The organism is Citrobacter sp. Ce006, assembly GCF_030336535.1.
Classification (GTDB): domain Bacteria; phylum Pseudomonadota; class Gammaproteobacteria; order Enterobacterales; family Enterobacteriaceae; genus Citrobacter; species Citrobacter europaeus.
In genome coordinates, this window is the sequence record NZ_JAOWDO010000054.1 from 164,649 (window position 1) to 178,569 (window position 13,921).

General features: G+C 52.5%; 14 protein-coding genes and 1 tRNA gene. 4 read left to right on the plus strand and 11 right to left on the minus strand.

Going from position 1 to position 13,921, the window contains the following annotated elements; genetic code table 11:
* Positions 1 to 67: 67 nt before the first annotated feature.
* From OGV94_RS02370 to prmB, 6 genes are read right to left on the minus strand one after another with little or no spacing between them, the layout of a single operon-like run.
* Complete coding sequence (locus OGV94_RS02370; RefSeq protein WP_043017078.1) at positions 68 to 346, minus strand: YfcL family protein; 279 nt, start codon at positions 344 to 346, stop codon at positions 68 to 70.
* Between the two features lie 32 nt (positions 347 to 378).
* On the minus strand, positions 379 to 927 hold the full coding sequence (locus tag OGV94_RS02375) for an elongation factor P hydroxylase (protein ID WP_005129723.1): 549 nt from the start codon (positions 925 to 927) through the stop codon (positions 379 to 381).
* A complete protein-coding gene (locus OGV94_RS02380; RefSeq protein ID WP_043017079.1) occupies positions 927 to 1,736 on the minus strand; it encodes a sulfite exporter TauE/SafE family protein in 810 nt (269 codons plus the stop codon). The genes OGV94_RS02375 and OGV94_RS02380 overlap by 1 nt, the downstream gene beginning before the upstream one ends.
* A complete protein-coding gene (mepA, locus tag OGV94_RS02385) occupies positions 1,736 to 2,560 on the minus strand; it encodes a penicillin-insensitive murein endopeptidase (RefSeq protein ID WP_043017080.1) in 825 nt (274 codons plus the stop codon). Before mepA ends, OGV94_RS02380 begins: the two co-directional genes overlap by 1 nt.
* A gap of 3 nt (positions 2,561 to 2,563) precedes the next feature.
* Entirely contained in the window at positions 2,564 to 3,649 is a 1,086-nt protein-coding gene (gene aroC / locus OGV94_RS02390; protein WP_043017081.1) for a chorismate synthase, read from the minus strand.
* Between the two features lie 39 nt (positions 3,650 to 3,688).
* The gene (gene prmB / locus OGV94_RS02395) at positions 3,689 to 4,621 is read right to left on the minus strand and encodes a 50S ribosomal protein L3 N(5)-glutamine methyltransferase (protein WP_003028173.1); all 933 of its coding nucleotides are present in this window, start codon (positions 4,619 to 4,621) and stop codon (positions 3,689 to 3,691) included.
* A 166-nt stretch (positions 4,622 to 4,787) separates the two neighbouring features.
* On the opposite strand from prmB, the gene smrB reads away from it, so the two are divergent.
* Positions 4,788 to 5,339, plus strand: coding sequence for an endonuclease SmrB (smrB, locus tag OGV94_RS02400; protein WP_003839296.1), 552 nt, complete (start codon positions 4,788 to 4,790; stop codon positions 5,337 to 5,339).
* Between the two features lie 80 nt (positions 5,340 to 5,419).
* Here the strand turns inward: smrB and sixA are convergent, their stop codons facing one another.
* From sixA to OGV94_RS02420, 4 genes are all read right to left on the minus strand, one after another.
* Positions 5,420 to 5,905 (minus strand): phosphohistidine phosphatase SixA, encoded by a 486-nt coding sequence (gene sixA / locus OGV94_RS02405; protein ID WP_003028179.1) that lies wholly within the window; start codon positions 5,903 to 5,905, stop codon positions 5,420 to 5,422.
* A gap of 208 nt (positions 5,906 to 6,113) precedes the next feature.
* The gene (fadJ, locus tag OGV94_RS02410) at positions 6,114 to 8,261 is read right to left on the minus strand and encodes a fatty acid oxidation complex subunit alpha FadJ (protein ID WP_286522515.1); all 2,148 of its coding nucleotides are present in this window, start codon (positions 8,259 to 8,261) and stop codon (positions 6,114 to 6,116) included.
* Complete coding sequence (gene fadI / locus OGV94_RS02415) at positions 8,261 to 9,571, minus strand: acetyl-CoA C-acyltransferase FadI (protein ID WP_286522517.1); 1,311 nt, start codon at positions 9,569 to 9,571, stop codon at positions 8,261 to 8,263. Before fadI ends, fadJ begins: the two co-directional genes overlap by 1 nt.
* Before the next feature lie 175 nt (positions 9,572 to 9,746).
* Positions 9,747 to 10,031 carry a YfcZ/YiiS family protein gene (locus tag OGV94_RS02420; protein WP_003028186.1) on the minus strand — a complete coding sequence of 95 codons (285 nt, stop codon included), beginning with the start codon at positions 10,029 to 10,031 and terminating at the stop codon, positions 9,747 to 9,749.
* 371 nt (positions 10,032 to 10,402) lie between these two features.
* Between OGV94_RS02420 and fadL the strand changes: the two genes are divergently transcribed.
* Positions 10,403 to 11,683 carry a long-chain fatty acid transporter FadL gene (gene fadL, locus OGV94_RS02425; protein ID WP_043017085.1) on the plus strand — a complete coding sequence of 427 codons (1,281 nt, stop codon included), beginning with the start codon at positions 10,403 to 10,405 and terminating at the stop codon, positions 11,681 to 11,683.
* 59 nt (positions 11,684 to 11,742) lie between these two features.
* Here fadL and mlaA read toward each other — a convergent pair whose 3' ends face one another.
* Positions 11,743 to 12,498: a phospholipid-binding lipoprotein MlaA gene (gene mlaA / locus OGV94_RS02430; protein WP_043017086.1), complete on the minus strand. Its 756-nt coding sequence runs from the start codon at positions 12,496 to 12,498 to the stop codon at positions 11,743 to 11,745.
* A gap of 288 nt (positions 12,499 to 12,786) precedes the next feature.
* Between mlaA and OGV94_RS02435 the strand changes: the two genes are divergently transcribed.
* On the plus strand, positions 12,787 to 13,728 hold the full coding sequence (locus OGV94_RS02435) for a formate/nitrite transporter family protein (RefSeq protein ID WP_043017087.1): 942 nt from the start codon (positions 12,787 to 12,789) through the stop codon (positions 13,726 to 13,728).
* A gap of 75 nt (positions 13,729 to 13,803) precedes the next feature.
* Positions 13,804 to 13,875: transfer RNA gene (locus tag OGV94_RS02440), tRNA-Arg, on the plus strand.
* Positions 13,876 to 13,921 lie beyond the last annotated feature (46 nt).

Sequence of the window (13,921 nt, forward strand, 5' to 3'; positions counted from 1 at the left end):
TACAACTCCCGTCCTTGTAGGCCGGATAAGACGCCTTAGCGTCGCCATCCGGCACAATCCACTGCAATTATTGTTTTGTCGCCTTCTGGAACAACATGTCCCACATCTCTTTCACTAACGCCTGGTCACGCGGCGAGAGTTCGCCTGCGCTGATGGCTTTTGCCAGGCTGCTGGTCACATTGGCGTACAATGCCTCAGCGGAATGGTCCTCGCCAGCGTCCAGTTCAGCCACGGCCAGCGTCAGGTGCCCACGCAAATAGCCACTGGCAAACAACTCATCATCGCTGGCGTGCTCTACCATATCGTCGATTAATGCCAGAATGCGTGATTCAAACTCCGCGATCATCTTCTTTCCTCATTGTAAACGTGGTAGCGGCTTCAGTTGAGCGCTTCGGGCCACGGGAATTGTTCCGCCTTAAGTTCAGGCGTGTGATAATAATTTTGTAACGCGTTAATGAAGCGCGCCGGACGTTCGGGGATGCCCTTATCCAGATACTCCATCACCTGGGCATGAACACGGCGCTGGAATACCACGCGATCCGGTTCAAAGTCCCCTTCCAGGTTGTCGCAACTGACATTAAACGGATATCCCGCCGCCATGCAAAACAGCCAGTCAAACGCCTGCGGCTTCACTTCCACATCTTCAAACTGGCATTGCGTCTTCGCATCGCGTCCATCAGGGCAGTACCAGTAACCAAAATCGACCAGCTCACGACGGGCCTTACCGGCGATGCACCAGTGTGAGATTTCGTGTAGCGCGCTGGCATAATAACCATGCGCAAAAACGATACGGTGATACGGTAATTCCGCATCAGCAGGAAGATAGATCGGTTCGTCGTCGCCTTTAATCAGACGGGTATTAAATTCATCGGCAAAGCAGCCGTTAAAAATCTCAATTAACTGTTCATAGTGATGGGTATTATTCATTAGTTCATCCCCAGCCAGTGGAGAATCTCCTGTCCATGATTATCATAAAGTAGCTTGGCGCTCATCACGGCGGAGACAATAACAATCATTGGCCGTATGAGTTTTTGTCCTTTGCTGAGCACCAGCCGCGAGCCCATCCGTGCGCCAATAAACTGGCCAATGAGCATCACAAATCCGGTCGCCCAAATCACTTTGCCGCCGAGGGCAAACAGCAACAGCCCACCGATATTCGATGTGGCATTTAATACTTTGGCGTGGGCCGTCGATTTCGCCAGGTTATAGCCGCATAACATGACAAAGGCCAGCGCGTAGAACGATCCCGCCGCCGGACCAAAAAAGCCATCGTAAAAGCCAACGCAGCCACCGGCCACCAGCGCGAAAGGCAACCCGTGCAATCGACGCTGACGATCTTCTTCGCCCACTTTCGGCATTAACAGAAAGTAAAGGCCAATACAGATAACCAGAACCGGCAGGATCTGGCGCAGAATATCTGACTGCACGTGCTGAACCAATAGCGCGCCGCTCATTGACCCGATAAACGTCATGAAGATATTGAGCTTCTGATCCGCCAGGTTAACCACGCCCCGACGAATAAAATAGAGGGAAGAAGAGATAGATCCGCCACAGGCCTGCAACTTATTGGTAGCCAGCGCTTGCGCGGGTGGCATGCCGGCCGCCATCAATGCCGGGATGGTGAGTAAACCACCGCCTCCGGCCAGAGAATCAATAAAACCTGCCAGCATCGCCACGAAAAAAAGCACGCCTAACAGCAGTGGCGACACCATAAACACAGAGGCAAAATGATCCATTAGAGTACATGCTCGTCCAGTAGCGCCTGGCAGGAAGGCGGCAACGGGGGCGGTGTCTTCTTCTCAGGCTTGGTGGTTCCAGGTTTTGGAGGTTCGAACCAGCTTTGCAGCTCCGCGCCACAGCCGTCACCCGGTGGCGGTAACGGTTGATCTTCGCACTCAAGACTGTCGGCAGGACAACGTAACCGTACATGCATATGCGCACGATGCTGGAACCATGGCCGCACTTTACGCAACCAGTCCCTGTCGGTACCCGCATCCAGACAAAGTTGCTGCTTAATCGCCGGGTTCACAAAAATACGCGTGACTTCATTATCTTTTGCCGCCAGCCTTATCAGGCTGAAAATCTCCGGCTTCCACAGTGACGGCACGACACGTTTACCGTCCTGTGAGACCAAATCTAACGCCTGCGGTCGCAGCAGTTGCGACTGGGTCCAGCGCGTTTTTGGCAGTTGCAGGAAAATATCGACATCCAGTCCCGTCTGGTGGCTGGCGTGACCGCCATTGAACCGCCCACCGGCTGGCATGCCCATATCGCCGATTAACACCGTGCCCAGCCCCAGATTATTAGCCTGATTACTCAGACGCTGGATAAACATCACCAGGTCCGGATGACCAAAGTAACGACGCTGATCGGTGCGCATCACCTGATAGTGTTCTGACTGTACAGGCAGCGTATCTGCACCAACAATGCAGCCATTGGAAAACGCGCCGATAGACTGCGCGCTACCTGCAACCGGATGGGTAATTTTCTGCCAGGGCGTCGCCGCCAGACAGGCGGTGCTGGCAAACAGAGCCAGCGCCACAAGTGCCGTTTTTTTCATCTCTTACCAGCGTGGAATATCGGTCTTCACGTCCGCATTCTGCGCCCGCTGACGCAGCAGGTGATCCATCAATACGATCGCCAGCATCGCCTCGGCGATCGGCACAGCGCGGATCCCAACACATGGATCGTGACGACCTTTAGTGATCATGTCGACTTCTTCACCGAAGCGGTTAATGGTACGACCTGGAACGGTAATACTGGACGTCGGTTTCAGCGCCATATGAGCAATGATTTGTTGCCCGCTGCTGATCCCACCCAGAATGCCGCCCGCATGGTTACTCTGGAAACCTTCTTTGGTGATTTCATCTCGGTTCTGGCTACCGCGCAGCGCAACAACGTCAAATCCGTCGCCAATCTCAACGCCCTTAACGGCGTTAATGCTCATTAGCGCATGGGCGATGTCGGCATCCAGGCGGTCGAATACCGGTTCGCCGAGACCCGCAGGAACGCCGCTTGCAACAACGGTCACCTTCGCTCCGATGGAGTCACCCTCTTTCTTCAGCCCACGCATCAGTTCGTCCAGCGCGTCGAGTTTATCCGGGTCCGGACAAAAGAACGGGTTAAGTTCCACCTGAGACCAGTCTTTGATCTCCAGCGGAATATCACCCATCTGCGTCAGGCAGCCGCGAATTTCAACGCCGAATTTTTCTGCCAGATACTTTTTGGCAATAGCTCCGGCCGCCACGCGCATCGCCGTTTCACGCGCGGATGAGCGTCCGCCACCACGGTAGTCGCGCAGGCCATATTTCTGCTCATAGGTATAGTCGGCGTGTCCTGGACGAAAAACGTCCTTAATCGCGCCGTAATCCTGTGAACGCTGATCGGTATTTTCAATCAACAGCCCAATGCTGGTGCCGGTGGTAACGCCCTCGAACACGCCGGAGAGGATTTTCACCTGATCCGGCTCACGACGCTGCGTAGTGTAGCGCGATGTGCCCGGACGGCGTCTGTCGAGATCGTGCTGCAGGTCAGCTTCTGTCAGAGAAATGCCCGGCGGAACACCATCGACAATACAACCGAGCGCCAGCCCGTGTGATTCGCCGAAAGTGGTTACGCGAAAGAGTTGCCCAATTGTGTTTCCTGCCATCACGGCTCCGTTATGAGTGTTGTGTATGTGCGCGTGTATTTAGTCTTTATAAATGCTGAAGTGCTCGCGAGCAGCGACTAACTGCTCTTTGGTCAGCATGAATACGCCGTCACCGCCGTTGTCGAACTCCAGCCAGGTGAACGGTACATCCGGATACTGCTCTATCAGATGTACCATGCTGTTTCCGACTTCACAAATCAGAATACCGTTATCTGACAGGTAGTCCGGGGCGTTCCCCAGAATGCGGCGGGTCAGTTTCAGCCCATCGCTGCCGGACGCCAGACCCAGCTCAGGTTCGTGGCGATATTCGTTTGGCAGGTCTGACATATCTTCCGCATCGACATACGGTGGGTTGGTCACAATCAGGTCATACTGGACTTTCAGCAGGTCGCGGAACAGATCGGAGCGGATCGGCGTTACGTGATGGATCAGGCCGTGCTCTTCAATGTTGTGTTCGGTCACCGCGAGCGCGTCCGTGGAAATGTCCACCGCATCGACTTCGGCTTCCGGGAACGCATAGGCGCAGGCAATGGCAATACAGCCGCTGCCGGTACACATATCGAGGATATGCTGCGGCTGCTCATTGATAAGACCCGCAAAGCGATTATTAATAAGTTCGCCAATTGGTGAACGCGGAACCAGCACGCGTTCATCTACATAAAACTCATGCCCGCAGAACCAGGCTTTGTTGGTCAGATAAGCAACGGGAATGCGCTCATTGACGCGGCGAATCACGCGTTCAACAATACGATGGCGCTCGCTGGAAGTCAGACGCGCGGTACGCATATCTTCTGGAATATCCAGCGGCAGATAAAGTGACGGCAGCACCAGCTGTACAGCTTCGTCCCATGGGTTATCCGTGCCATGGCCATACCAGATGTTCGCCGCGCTAAAACGGCTGACCGCCCAACGCAACATGTCCTGAATGGTATGCAGTTCACTCACTGCTTCATCGACGAAAATTTTATCCACGTATTCCTCCAGGGCATGCTCGTATTAAATTCGGCGGCTAGTTTGCCACGAAGACGGCGATAAATCAGCATTCACACAGGGCCTGAGAGCGAAAATTGCGTTTTAAGCGATCGGATGCCCGCCGAGTCGGGTTAAACTAGCGGAAAATAAAAGTTGAGACTCTCGAATGAAAAAGAAAACATCGCTCAGCGAGGAGGATCAGACGCTGTTTCGCCAGCTGATGACCGGTACGCGTAAAATTAAACAGGACACCATTGTTCACCGCCCCCCACGTAAAAAAATTGCCGAGGTTCCGGTTAAAAGGCTGCTACAAGAGCAGGCTGATGCCAGCCACTATTTCTCGGACGAGTTTCAGCCGCTGCTGAATACGGACGGCCCGGTAAGATACCTGCGTGCCGACGTGAGCCATTTCGAACTGAAAAAAATGCGCCGTGGCGATTACTCTCCGGAGCTGTTTCTCGACCTGCATGGGCTGACCCAGCAGCAGGCCAAGCAGGAGTTAGGCGCGCTGATTGCCGCCTGTCGTCGCGAACATGTGTTTTGTGCCTGCGTGATGCATGGCCACGGAAAGCATATTCTTAAGCAGCAAACGCCGCTCTGGCTGGCGCAGCATCCGCACGTGATGGCGTTTCATCAGGCGCCGAAAGAGTACGGTGGTGACGCCGCGCTGCTGGTGCTGATTGAAGTGGAAGAGTGGCTGCCGCCTGAACTTCCGTGATGCAGAAAAACAGAAAGAGCCGCATTTGCGGCTCTTTGATTTTTCGGATGACGGCTGCGCCTTATCCGATTCCAGACTTTTTAAATCGCTTTTGCCATTTTCAGGTTACACGGGCTCATCTGCCAGTTAAAAGTCCCCTTCCCGCTCTCATCAAGCGTAACGCTGGCAATCGCTGATGTGGTAAACATCGGCGGTGTTTCGCCCGGGCAAAGCTCAGACACCAGATATCCCACTAAAGGCAAGTGAGAGATTACCAGTGCCGTGGCGATACCTTCATTGGCCAGAGCCTGTAAATAGGCGCTGACCAGACCGACATCGCCGCAGGGAGTCAACTCCGGCAAAACATCCACACCGGTTGGCAGGTTCATACACTCCCCCACCACATCCAGCGTTTGTTCGGCTCGTAGGAACGGGCTCACCAGAACACGTTCGATATCCACTTTTTGACCTTTCAGCCAGTTCGCCATCAGGCGAGATTCGTCACAACCACAAGAGGTTAAGGGACGAACCGAATCACTGGCGGCATCGAGGGCTGCGTCGCCGTGACGCATGATAAAAACTTGCATATTGCACCGCTTTTGTTAACCAGAATCACCGACACCTTTATCCACAGCCCCTATTGACCGTGGTAACGATGTGGTGGCCGGCATTGTGCCTTATCCATTCACCGAATGAAACGCTGTTTTTTACCTCAACGACGTAAGTATAGTCAATCTCTGTTTACATTTTGAGCGAGACCCATACATTCAGTGCGGATTCATCCTACGTTTGACCTCATGAATTCAGGTCAGTTTCCCCAGTATTCCAGAATTTTTCACCGCGTTCCGCCATCTGCAATAACTGCTCACACGGTGTAAACCGCGAGCCGTATTGCGTGGTCAGCCGTTGCAGAGTCGCAACCACTTCACCCGCGCCGAGAGAATCCATATACCGGAACGGGCCGCCGAGGAATGGCGGAAAACCAATACCAAATACAGCGCCGATGTCGCCATCACGCGCGCTGCGGACTATCTTCTCGTCGAAACAGCGTGCTGCTTCATTGAGCATTAACATGACGCACCGCTCAGCTATCTGCACGGCGGTAAGCCGGCCCTGACCCTGGACGCCAATAAGCGTATAAATTGCAGGGTCGACCTGTTTTTTGCTTTTACGCCCTTTCACTCCATAAAGATAGAAACCCCGACCATTTTTTCTACCTTTGCGATCGTCATTCAAAATTGAAGCAACAACATTTGCAGGCGCGCTAAAACGTTCTCCATATGCAGCCTCAAGCACTGGTATAATTTTAGTGCCCGTATCAATTCCGACCTCATCCAAAAGTTGGATTGGCCCGACCGGAAAACCAAACTTAACCAGCGCGGCGTCAATGGTTTCAACCCGCTCGCCTTCGGTTAGCATACGTATAGCTTCGTTGATGTAAGGCGCTAAAATGCGGTTAACATAAAATCCAGCCTTATCCCTGACCACTATCGGTGTTTTACCCTGTTTTTTCGCCAGCTTAACGGTTGTCGCAATGGTCTGCTCAGAGGTCGTGGCATGCGGGATAACCTCGACCAGCGGCATCTTTTCCACCGGGCTAAAGAAGTGTAAACCAATGACTTGTTCAGGCCTGGCAGCGTTCGCTGCAATATCGCCAATCGGCAAAGAAGAGGTGTTTGAGGCAAAAATGGTATGAGATGCGCAATTCTGCTCAACTTCTGCCACCATCTGTTGTTTTAAGGCCAGATCTTCAAAAACGGCTTCAATAATCAGGTCGCGATGCGCAAAGCCACGGTAGTCGGTTGATCCCGAAATCAGCGCCAACTGTTTATCACGCTCGCTGCCTTTGATATGACGGCGGCGAACCTTCGTTTCAAGCTGTTCCCAGCTGTACTTCAGCGCGTGGTTGATTCCCTTAGCGTTTATGTCTTTGATACGCACCGGTACGCCGCCTTTACAGGCCGTCACGTAAGCAATACCGCCGCCCATCAGACCACCGCCCAAAATGCCTACGCTGTTAAGCGGGCCGGGTTTCGCATCACTTCCCGGATCCTTTTTCACATCGGTGTTGGCAAAAAAGATGTGCCGCAGCGATTGAGACTGAGATGTCATCGCCAGTTCACCAAACGCGCGGGCTTCTGCGTCGTAACCGCTGCTGCTACCTTGCGCCAGACCGGTTTCGATGACCTCAAGGATACGTTCTGTTGCAGGGTAGTTACCTTGCGTTTTTTGCGCCGTCTTTTTACTGGCCATGCGGAATAACAGCGCCCGCCCCAGCGGCCCCGCTAACACACGCTCTCGCACCGGCAGAGTTCGATGAGCGGAACTGTCCTTTTTAGCCAGTTCCACGGCGGCTTCCAGTAAAATGGTATGCGGTACAACTTCGTCCACTAAGCCAACTTTCAGCGCCTGTTTTGCGCGTAATTGTTTTCCGGAGAGGATCATATCCAGCGCGGTACTGACGCCAATCAGACGGGGCAGCCGCTGCGTACCGCCGGAGCCAGGCAGCAGACCAAGCTGCACTTCCGGCAAACCCAGTACGGTTTTAGCATCATCGGTACAAATACGGTTATGGCACGCCAGCGCCATTTCCAGGCCACCGCCGAGGCATGCGCCATGAATCGCGGCGATAACCGGGATCGGCAAGGCATTAATTTCCGCCATAATCTGCTGCCCCTGACGGGCCAGCGTTTCGGCTTCCTGTGCGCTGCGACAGCTACCGATCATGTTGATATCCGCCCCGGCGATGAAGTTATCGGGTTTAGCCGAAATGAACACTACGCCACGCAATGCTTTGTTATCGCGAATTTGTTTCAGAATGGCCCGCACCTGAGAAGCAAACTCCGCCTTCAGGGTATTCATTTTTTCTCCGGGCACATCAATGGTGACAACAGCAACGTTATCCAGACGTACGTTTAGCGTAAAAGCCGATGTCATTTCCATTATTCCGCCTCCAGAACCATTGCCGCACCCAAACCACCTGCAGCACAGGCTGTCACTAAACCAAAACCGCCGCCACGACGTCGTAACTCATGGAGGGTTTGGGTGATCATCCGCGCGCCGGTCGCCGCAAAAGGATGTCCATAGGCAATCGATCCGCCCAGCACGTTAAATTTGCTGTCATCAACCTCGCCAGTGGCATGCGCCCTGCCCAGCACGTCGCGGGCGAAACGTTCGCTGCCCAGCAGTTGAAGATTCGCCAGCGTTTGTGCGGCAAAGGCTTCATGCATATCGATCAGGGTTAAATCTGCCATCGTCAGACCCGCTCTTTCCAGAACAAGCGGCGTTGACCACGCCGGTCCCAGCAGCATGTCCTGCCAGACATCAATGGCGGTAAAGGCAAAACTACGCAAGTATCCCAGCGGCACCAGTCCCAGCTCTTTCGCGCGCGACTCCGTCATCATAATCACGGCGGCTGCGCCGTCAGTTAGCGGGGTACTGTTCGCCGCGGTCACTGTGCCATGCTTGCGGTCAAAGGCCGGACGCAATTTTGCGTAATCGGCCAGCGTAGAGTTGCCGCGAATATTGTTATCTTCTGCAAAAGGATCTTTAAACGGCGGTGCGTAGGTCGTCATCACCTCATCTGCCAGTTTTCCTTCAGCCCACGCCTGAGCGGCACGCTGATGAGAACGATGCGCCAGGGCATCCTGTTGCTCTCGCGTAATACCATAAGTTTTGGCCATTTGCTCGGCCGTATCCCCCATGCGTAAACCGGTAGAATACTCAGCGACGGCTGGCGGCACAGGCATCAGGTCACGTAAGCGCAGTCGGGAGAAAAGTTTAAGACGCTGACCGGTGGTCCGGGCCTTATTGACATCCACCAGCACCCGCGCCAGCTTTTTGCTGACGCCAATCGGCAGAACTGACGACGAGTCCGCACCGCCGGCAATTCCTGCGCGAATCGTCCCCGCCATCAGGCTTTCCGCGACATTCGCCACTGCCTGAAAGCTGGTGGCACAGGCCCGGCTTACGCTGTAGGCATCCGTGTGCACATTCATCCCGGTCCCCAGCACAATTTCACGAGCAATATTGGGGGCTTCAGGCATTTGCACCACCTGGCCAAAAACCAGTTGTTCAATCACATCTGCGGGTATTTCGCTGCGCGCCAACAGTTCGCCAACAACCATTTTCCCCAAATCTACGGCGGGAATGCCATGAAATGCGGTTGCCTGACGGGCAAATGGCGTACGCAATCCGCTTACGATGGCGATGCGATCGCCCTGGCGGGTAACCAGCGGTAAAGCCTGACTCATAACACTCCCCTGTAAAAAATAAAATAAGTGGTCTGACCTGATCACAGTCTTAACCAATTTTTTACATTTAGCCAAGCGGAGAGAAAAGAAAGTGGGAGCTAAGACACAGTGAATAATCACTGACAGTTACGAAAAAGCCCTTGCTACCAGGCAGCAAGGGCATTTTTTGAAGGGATTAACGCAGGCCCAACTGGAAAATCAGCGTTTCAGCTTCACAGGCAAAAACAAAGTCGATATCCAGACGCACACCTTCAGACACTTCAGTAAAGGTCGAGGTGATTTGGCAAGGCTCAGATTCCACGCCACGCGCCTTTTCCGTCAGAGCAGCCAGCGTTTCTTCTGCCTCTGCGCGATTCGCGAACACACGGCTGTATGACGCGGTGCAATCGGAGTTGTCCATGATGGTGCCAACATCCATACAGCAGCAAACCGGGGTTTCATCAGCACTGCATTTACTCATTGTAGATTTCCTCTGTATTCGCACCTGAGGTGCCAGATAAACGATGGGGATATTTTACGCTCCCATTATTCGCCTCTCCAGTCGTTAATTGTATGAAATGAGATAAGTGACCGAAATCACACTTAAAAATGATCTAAAACAAAAATCACCCAAACAGGTGAGTGCGCATACCCGCAATTTTGCCAGCTGGATCGCGTTTCCGAGATCAGAATTGAAAATATTTATAAACATACTTGCAACATTTCAGCTGGTCCGACCTATACTCTCGGCACTGGTCTGATTTCTAAGTCGTACCTCAGACCCTACACTTCGCGCTCCTGTTACGGTATGTAACATTGTTTGTATAAAAATAAATCAATGAGGTTATGGTCATGAGCCAGAAAACCCTGTTTACAAAGTCTGCTCTCGCAGTCGCAGTGGCAATTATCTCCACACAGGCCTGGTCTGCAGGCTTTCAGTTAAACGAATTTTCTTCCTCTGGCCTTGGCCGGGCATATTCGGGTGAAGGCGCTATTGCAGATGATGCAGGTAACGCCAGTCGTAACCCGGCACTGATTATGATGTTCGACCGCCCTACTTTTTCTGCGGGTGCGGTGTATATCGATCCAGACGTTAATATTTCCGGTAGATCGCCATACACCGGACGCAGCACCGATGCGGACAACATCGCCCCTACGGCGTGGGTTCCCAATGCTCACTTCGTGATGCCTATTAACGACCAGTTTGGTTGGGGTGCTTCTGTCACGTCAAACTATGGCCTGGCAACCGAATTTAACGACAGCTACATCGTCGGCGAATACGGCGGTAAAACCGACCTTAAAACGGTCAACCTGAACCTGAGCGGAGCCTATCGACTGAATGATAGCTGGAGCTTTGGTGTTGGTTTTAATGCCGTTTACGCCGATGCAAAAATTGAACGTTATTCCGGCGAACAAACTGCTGCATTGCCGAAAGTGGACCAGAAAATTGCCAGCCTGAAGGGTGATGAATGGGGCTACGGATGGAACGCCGGTATTTTGTATGAGCTGGATAAAAATAACCGTTATGGCTTAACGTACCGCTCTGAAGTCAAAATCGACTTTGATGGCGATTATAAAAGTGGTATCCGTACTCAGGCCAACGCGTTACCTGGCGCAGGCACGGCGTTCCCGTGGGGAACAACCAATGCCACAGTCCCAGGTTCTCTGACGCTTAACCTGCCGGAAATGTGGGAACTGTCAGGCTACAACCGTGTAGACCCGCAGTGGGCGATTCACTACAGCATCGCATACACCAGCTGGAGCCAGTTCCAGGAGCTGAAAGCAACCGGCACCAACGGACAGACGCTGTTCTATAAAGAAGAAGGCTTCAAGGATTCTTACCGCATCGCGCTGGGTACCACTTATTACATGGATAAAAGCTGGACCTTCCGCACCGGTATCGCCTATGACGATAGCCCGGTTCCTGCGAGCAAGCGTTCCATCTCCATTCCTGACCAGGACCGCCTGTGGCTGAGTGCGGGTACGACTTACGCATTCAATGATGATGCGTCCATCGACGTTGGCGTCTCTTATATGCACGGTCAGAAAGTGACCGTCAAAGAAGGCCCGTATACTTTCGACTCTGAAGGTAAAGCCTGGTTGTTCGGTACCAACTTCAACTACGCATTCTGATTTTCTTCAGATATAAAAAAGGTGAGCTTTTTAGCTCACCTTTTTATTTTCATCAGTCCTTACTCGGAATCGATCTCTTTTAAATCGTCCTGAATGTCTTTCGCGTTCGGGTTTTCTTCTGGTTTGAGTTTCCCACCGTTCGCAATAAAGTCATGACGCTGGAAGTAAGCCTCACGCACCATGATGTAAGGATCGGAAGACTGACGCAGCAGACCGTCGGAATCGAGCAACTGCGCGCGGGTTTCAATCCCTTCAACCGTCCATTTGCCTATCGACAACGGCCATGTCAGCCAGGACAGTACCGGATACAGCGTATCCACCATGTCGCCGCCATCATCACGCAACGTGAAGCTGCCATAGAATGGAAGCTGCATATACGGTCCGTAACCAACGTCATAATGGCCTAACGTACTACCAAAACGGTGCGGTTCAACGCGCTGTAACTTAGGATTAGCCATACCTGCCACGTCAATAAGGCCGCCCATACCTAACAGAGTATTCAGGAAGAAACGGGTAAAGTGCACCATTCCCTGATAAGGGTCACCTTGCAGGAAGTAGTTAACCATGACGGCCGGCTCTTCAAGGTTGCCGGTAAAGTTACTTAAACCATTACGTGCCGGCTGCGGGACATAATCACGCCAGGCTACGGCTACCGGTCGAACAACGTATGGATCTAAAACATTAAAGTTGAAGTTGTACATGGTGCGGTTGAACCCTTCAAATGGATCCGAACGCCCCTGCTGTTCAGTACCGGAGCTCGCACACCCCACCAAAAGTGTGGTTCCCAGCGCAAGCGCCGACAGGCGAAGCTTCATAAGTGTCTCCCTGTGTATTATGGCTATCGCTGATTGCCATCCATGACGGAACGAGGACGTATCCGCCTGTTTAGATGTGAGCGATTGTAACAGCACGTCAAATGATGTCTATATACCCTGTCTTACTGATTTGATCATAGCCTGGTAATACGCACTCCGCGGCGGTTCTATTCTAGCTAACCCGATAAAAACAAACGTTACCATTTTTGCTATCTCAGACTTTCTCCCGCTGATTTTCGGACAAAAGCCGCTACGCTTTAGCAATACGTGCTAATTCGGGATTCGGCTATGAATGACATTGAGAAAGAAAAGATTGATCGGCACAGCGACGAGCTTCAGGTCGAAAGTGATGAAAAGTTAGAGGGTAAAAAGATTGAGGTCGACGAGGACAGGCTCCCCTCCCGCGCCATGGCGATCCATGAACATATCCGCCAGGATGGGGAGAAAGAGATGGAGCGCGACGCGATGGCGCTATTATGGTCAGCCATCGCTGCAGGGCTGTCGATGGGCGCCTCGCTACTGGCTAAAGGGATTTTTCACGTACAACTGGAAGGCGTACCAGGGGGATTTTTACTGGAGAACCTCGGTTATACCTTCGGCTTTATTATTGTCATTATGGCCCGCCAGCAACTCTTTACCGAAAATACCGTCACCGCCGTACTGCCGGTGATGCAAAACCCAACCCTCGGCAATTTTGGCTTGTTGATGCGCCTGTGGAGCGTGGTTCTGCTGGGTAATATTATTGGCACCGGGGTTGCAGCATGGGCGTTTGAGCATATGCCTATTTTTGATGAAGAGACCCGCGATGCTTTCGTCAAAATTGGTATGGACGTGATGAAAAACAGCCCAACAGAGATGTTTTCTAACGCGATTATTTCTGGCTGGTTAATTGCCACGATGGTGTGGATGTTTCCTGCTGCCGGGGCAGCAAAAATTGTGGTCATTATTCTGATGACCTGGCTGATTGCGTTAGGCGATACCACGCACATCGTGGTCGGTTCGGTGGAAATTCTCTATCTGGTCTTTAATGGCACGCTGCACTGGAGTGATTTTTTCTGGCCCTTCGCGCTACCAACACTCGCCGGAAATATCTGTGGCGGAACGTTTATCTTCGCGCTGATGAGCCATGCGCAGATCCGCAATGATATGAGCAACAAACGCAAGGAAGAAGCCAGGTTGCAAGCAAAGCGTGATGAGCAAAAGCAGAAAAACCAGAAAAAACAGGACTAAATGGTGACTGTTTGAGCAGTCGGGCGGCTTGAGACTTACCGTTGTGAGGAAAAAACGCTATACTCGTGCCGCTTCGTCCCCTTAGTTAAATGGATATAACGAGCCCCTCCTAAGGGCTAGTTGCAGGTTCGATTCCTGCAGGGGACACTCTAAAATTAATGCTTCCTGCTTAAATCCAATCATTTACCAGTCA

Bases quoted from the DNA above. Each gene is read 5' to 3' on its own strand.
- OGV94_RS02380 (WP_043017079.1), bottom strand. From the start codon at position 1,736: ATGGATCATTTTGCCTCTGTGTTTATGGTGTCGCCACTGCTGTTAGGC.
- OGV94_RS02370 (WP_043017078.1), bottom strand. From the start codon at position 346: ATGATCGCGGAGTTTGAATCACGCATTCTGGCATTAATCGACGATATG.
- aroC (WP_043017081.1), bottom strand. From the start codon at position 3,649: ATGGCAGGAAACACAATTGGGCAACTCTTTCGCGTAACCACTTTCGGC.
- fadJ (WP_286522515.1), bottom strand. From the start codon at position 8,261: ATGGAAATGACATCGGCTTTTACGCTAAACGTACGTCTGGATAACGTT.
- OGV94_RS02435 (WP_043017087.1), top strand. From the start codon at position 12,787: ATGAATGACATTGAGAAAGAAAAGATTGATCGGCACAGCGACGAGCTT.
- smrB (WP_003839296.1), top strand. From the start codon at position 4,788: ATGAAAAAGAAAACATCGCTCAGCGAGGAGGATCAGACGCTGTTTCGC.
- fadI (WP_286522517.1), bottom strand. From the start codon at position 9,571: ATGAGTCAGGCTTTACCGCTGGTTACCCGCCAGGGCGATCGCATCGCC.
- OGV94_RS02375 (WP_005129723.1), bottom strand. From the start codon at position 927: ATGAATAATACCCATCACTATGAACAGTTAATTGAGATTTTTAACGGC.
- OGV94_RS02420 (WP_003028186.1), bottom strand. From the start codon at position 10,031: ATGAGTAAATGCAGTGCTGATGAAACCCCGGTTTGCTGCTGTATGGAT.
- mepA (WP_043017080.1), bottom strand. From the start codon at position 2,560: ATGAAAAAAACGGCACTTGTGGCGCTGGCTCTGTTTGCCAGCACCGCC.
- sixA (WP_003028179.1), bottom strand. From the start codon at position 5,905: ATGCAAGTTTTTATCATGCGTCACGGCGACGCAGCCCTCGATGCCGCC.
- mlaA (WP_043017086.1), bottom strand. From the start codon at position 12,498: ATGAAGCTTCGCCTGTCGGCGCTTGCGCTGGGAACCACACTTTTGGTG.
- fadL (WP_043017085.1), top strand. From the start codon at position 10,403: ATGAGCCAGAAAACCCTGTTTACAAAGTCTGCTCTCGCAGTCGCAGTG.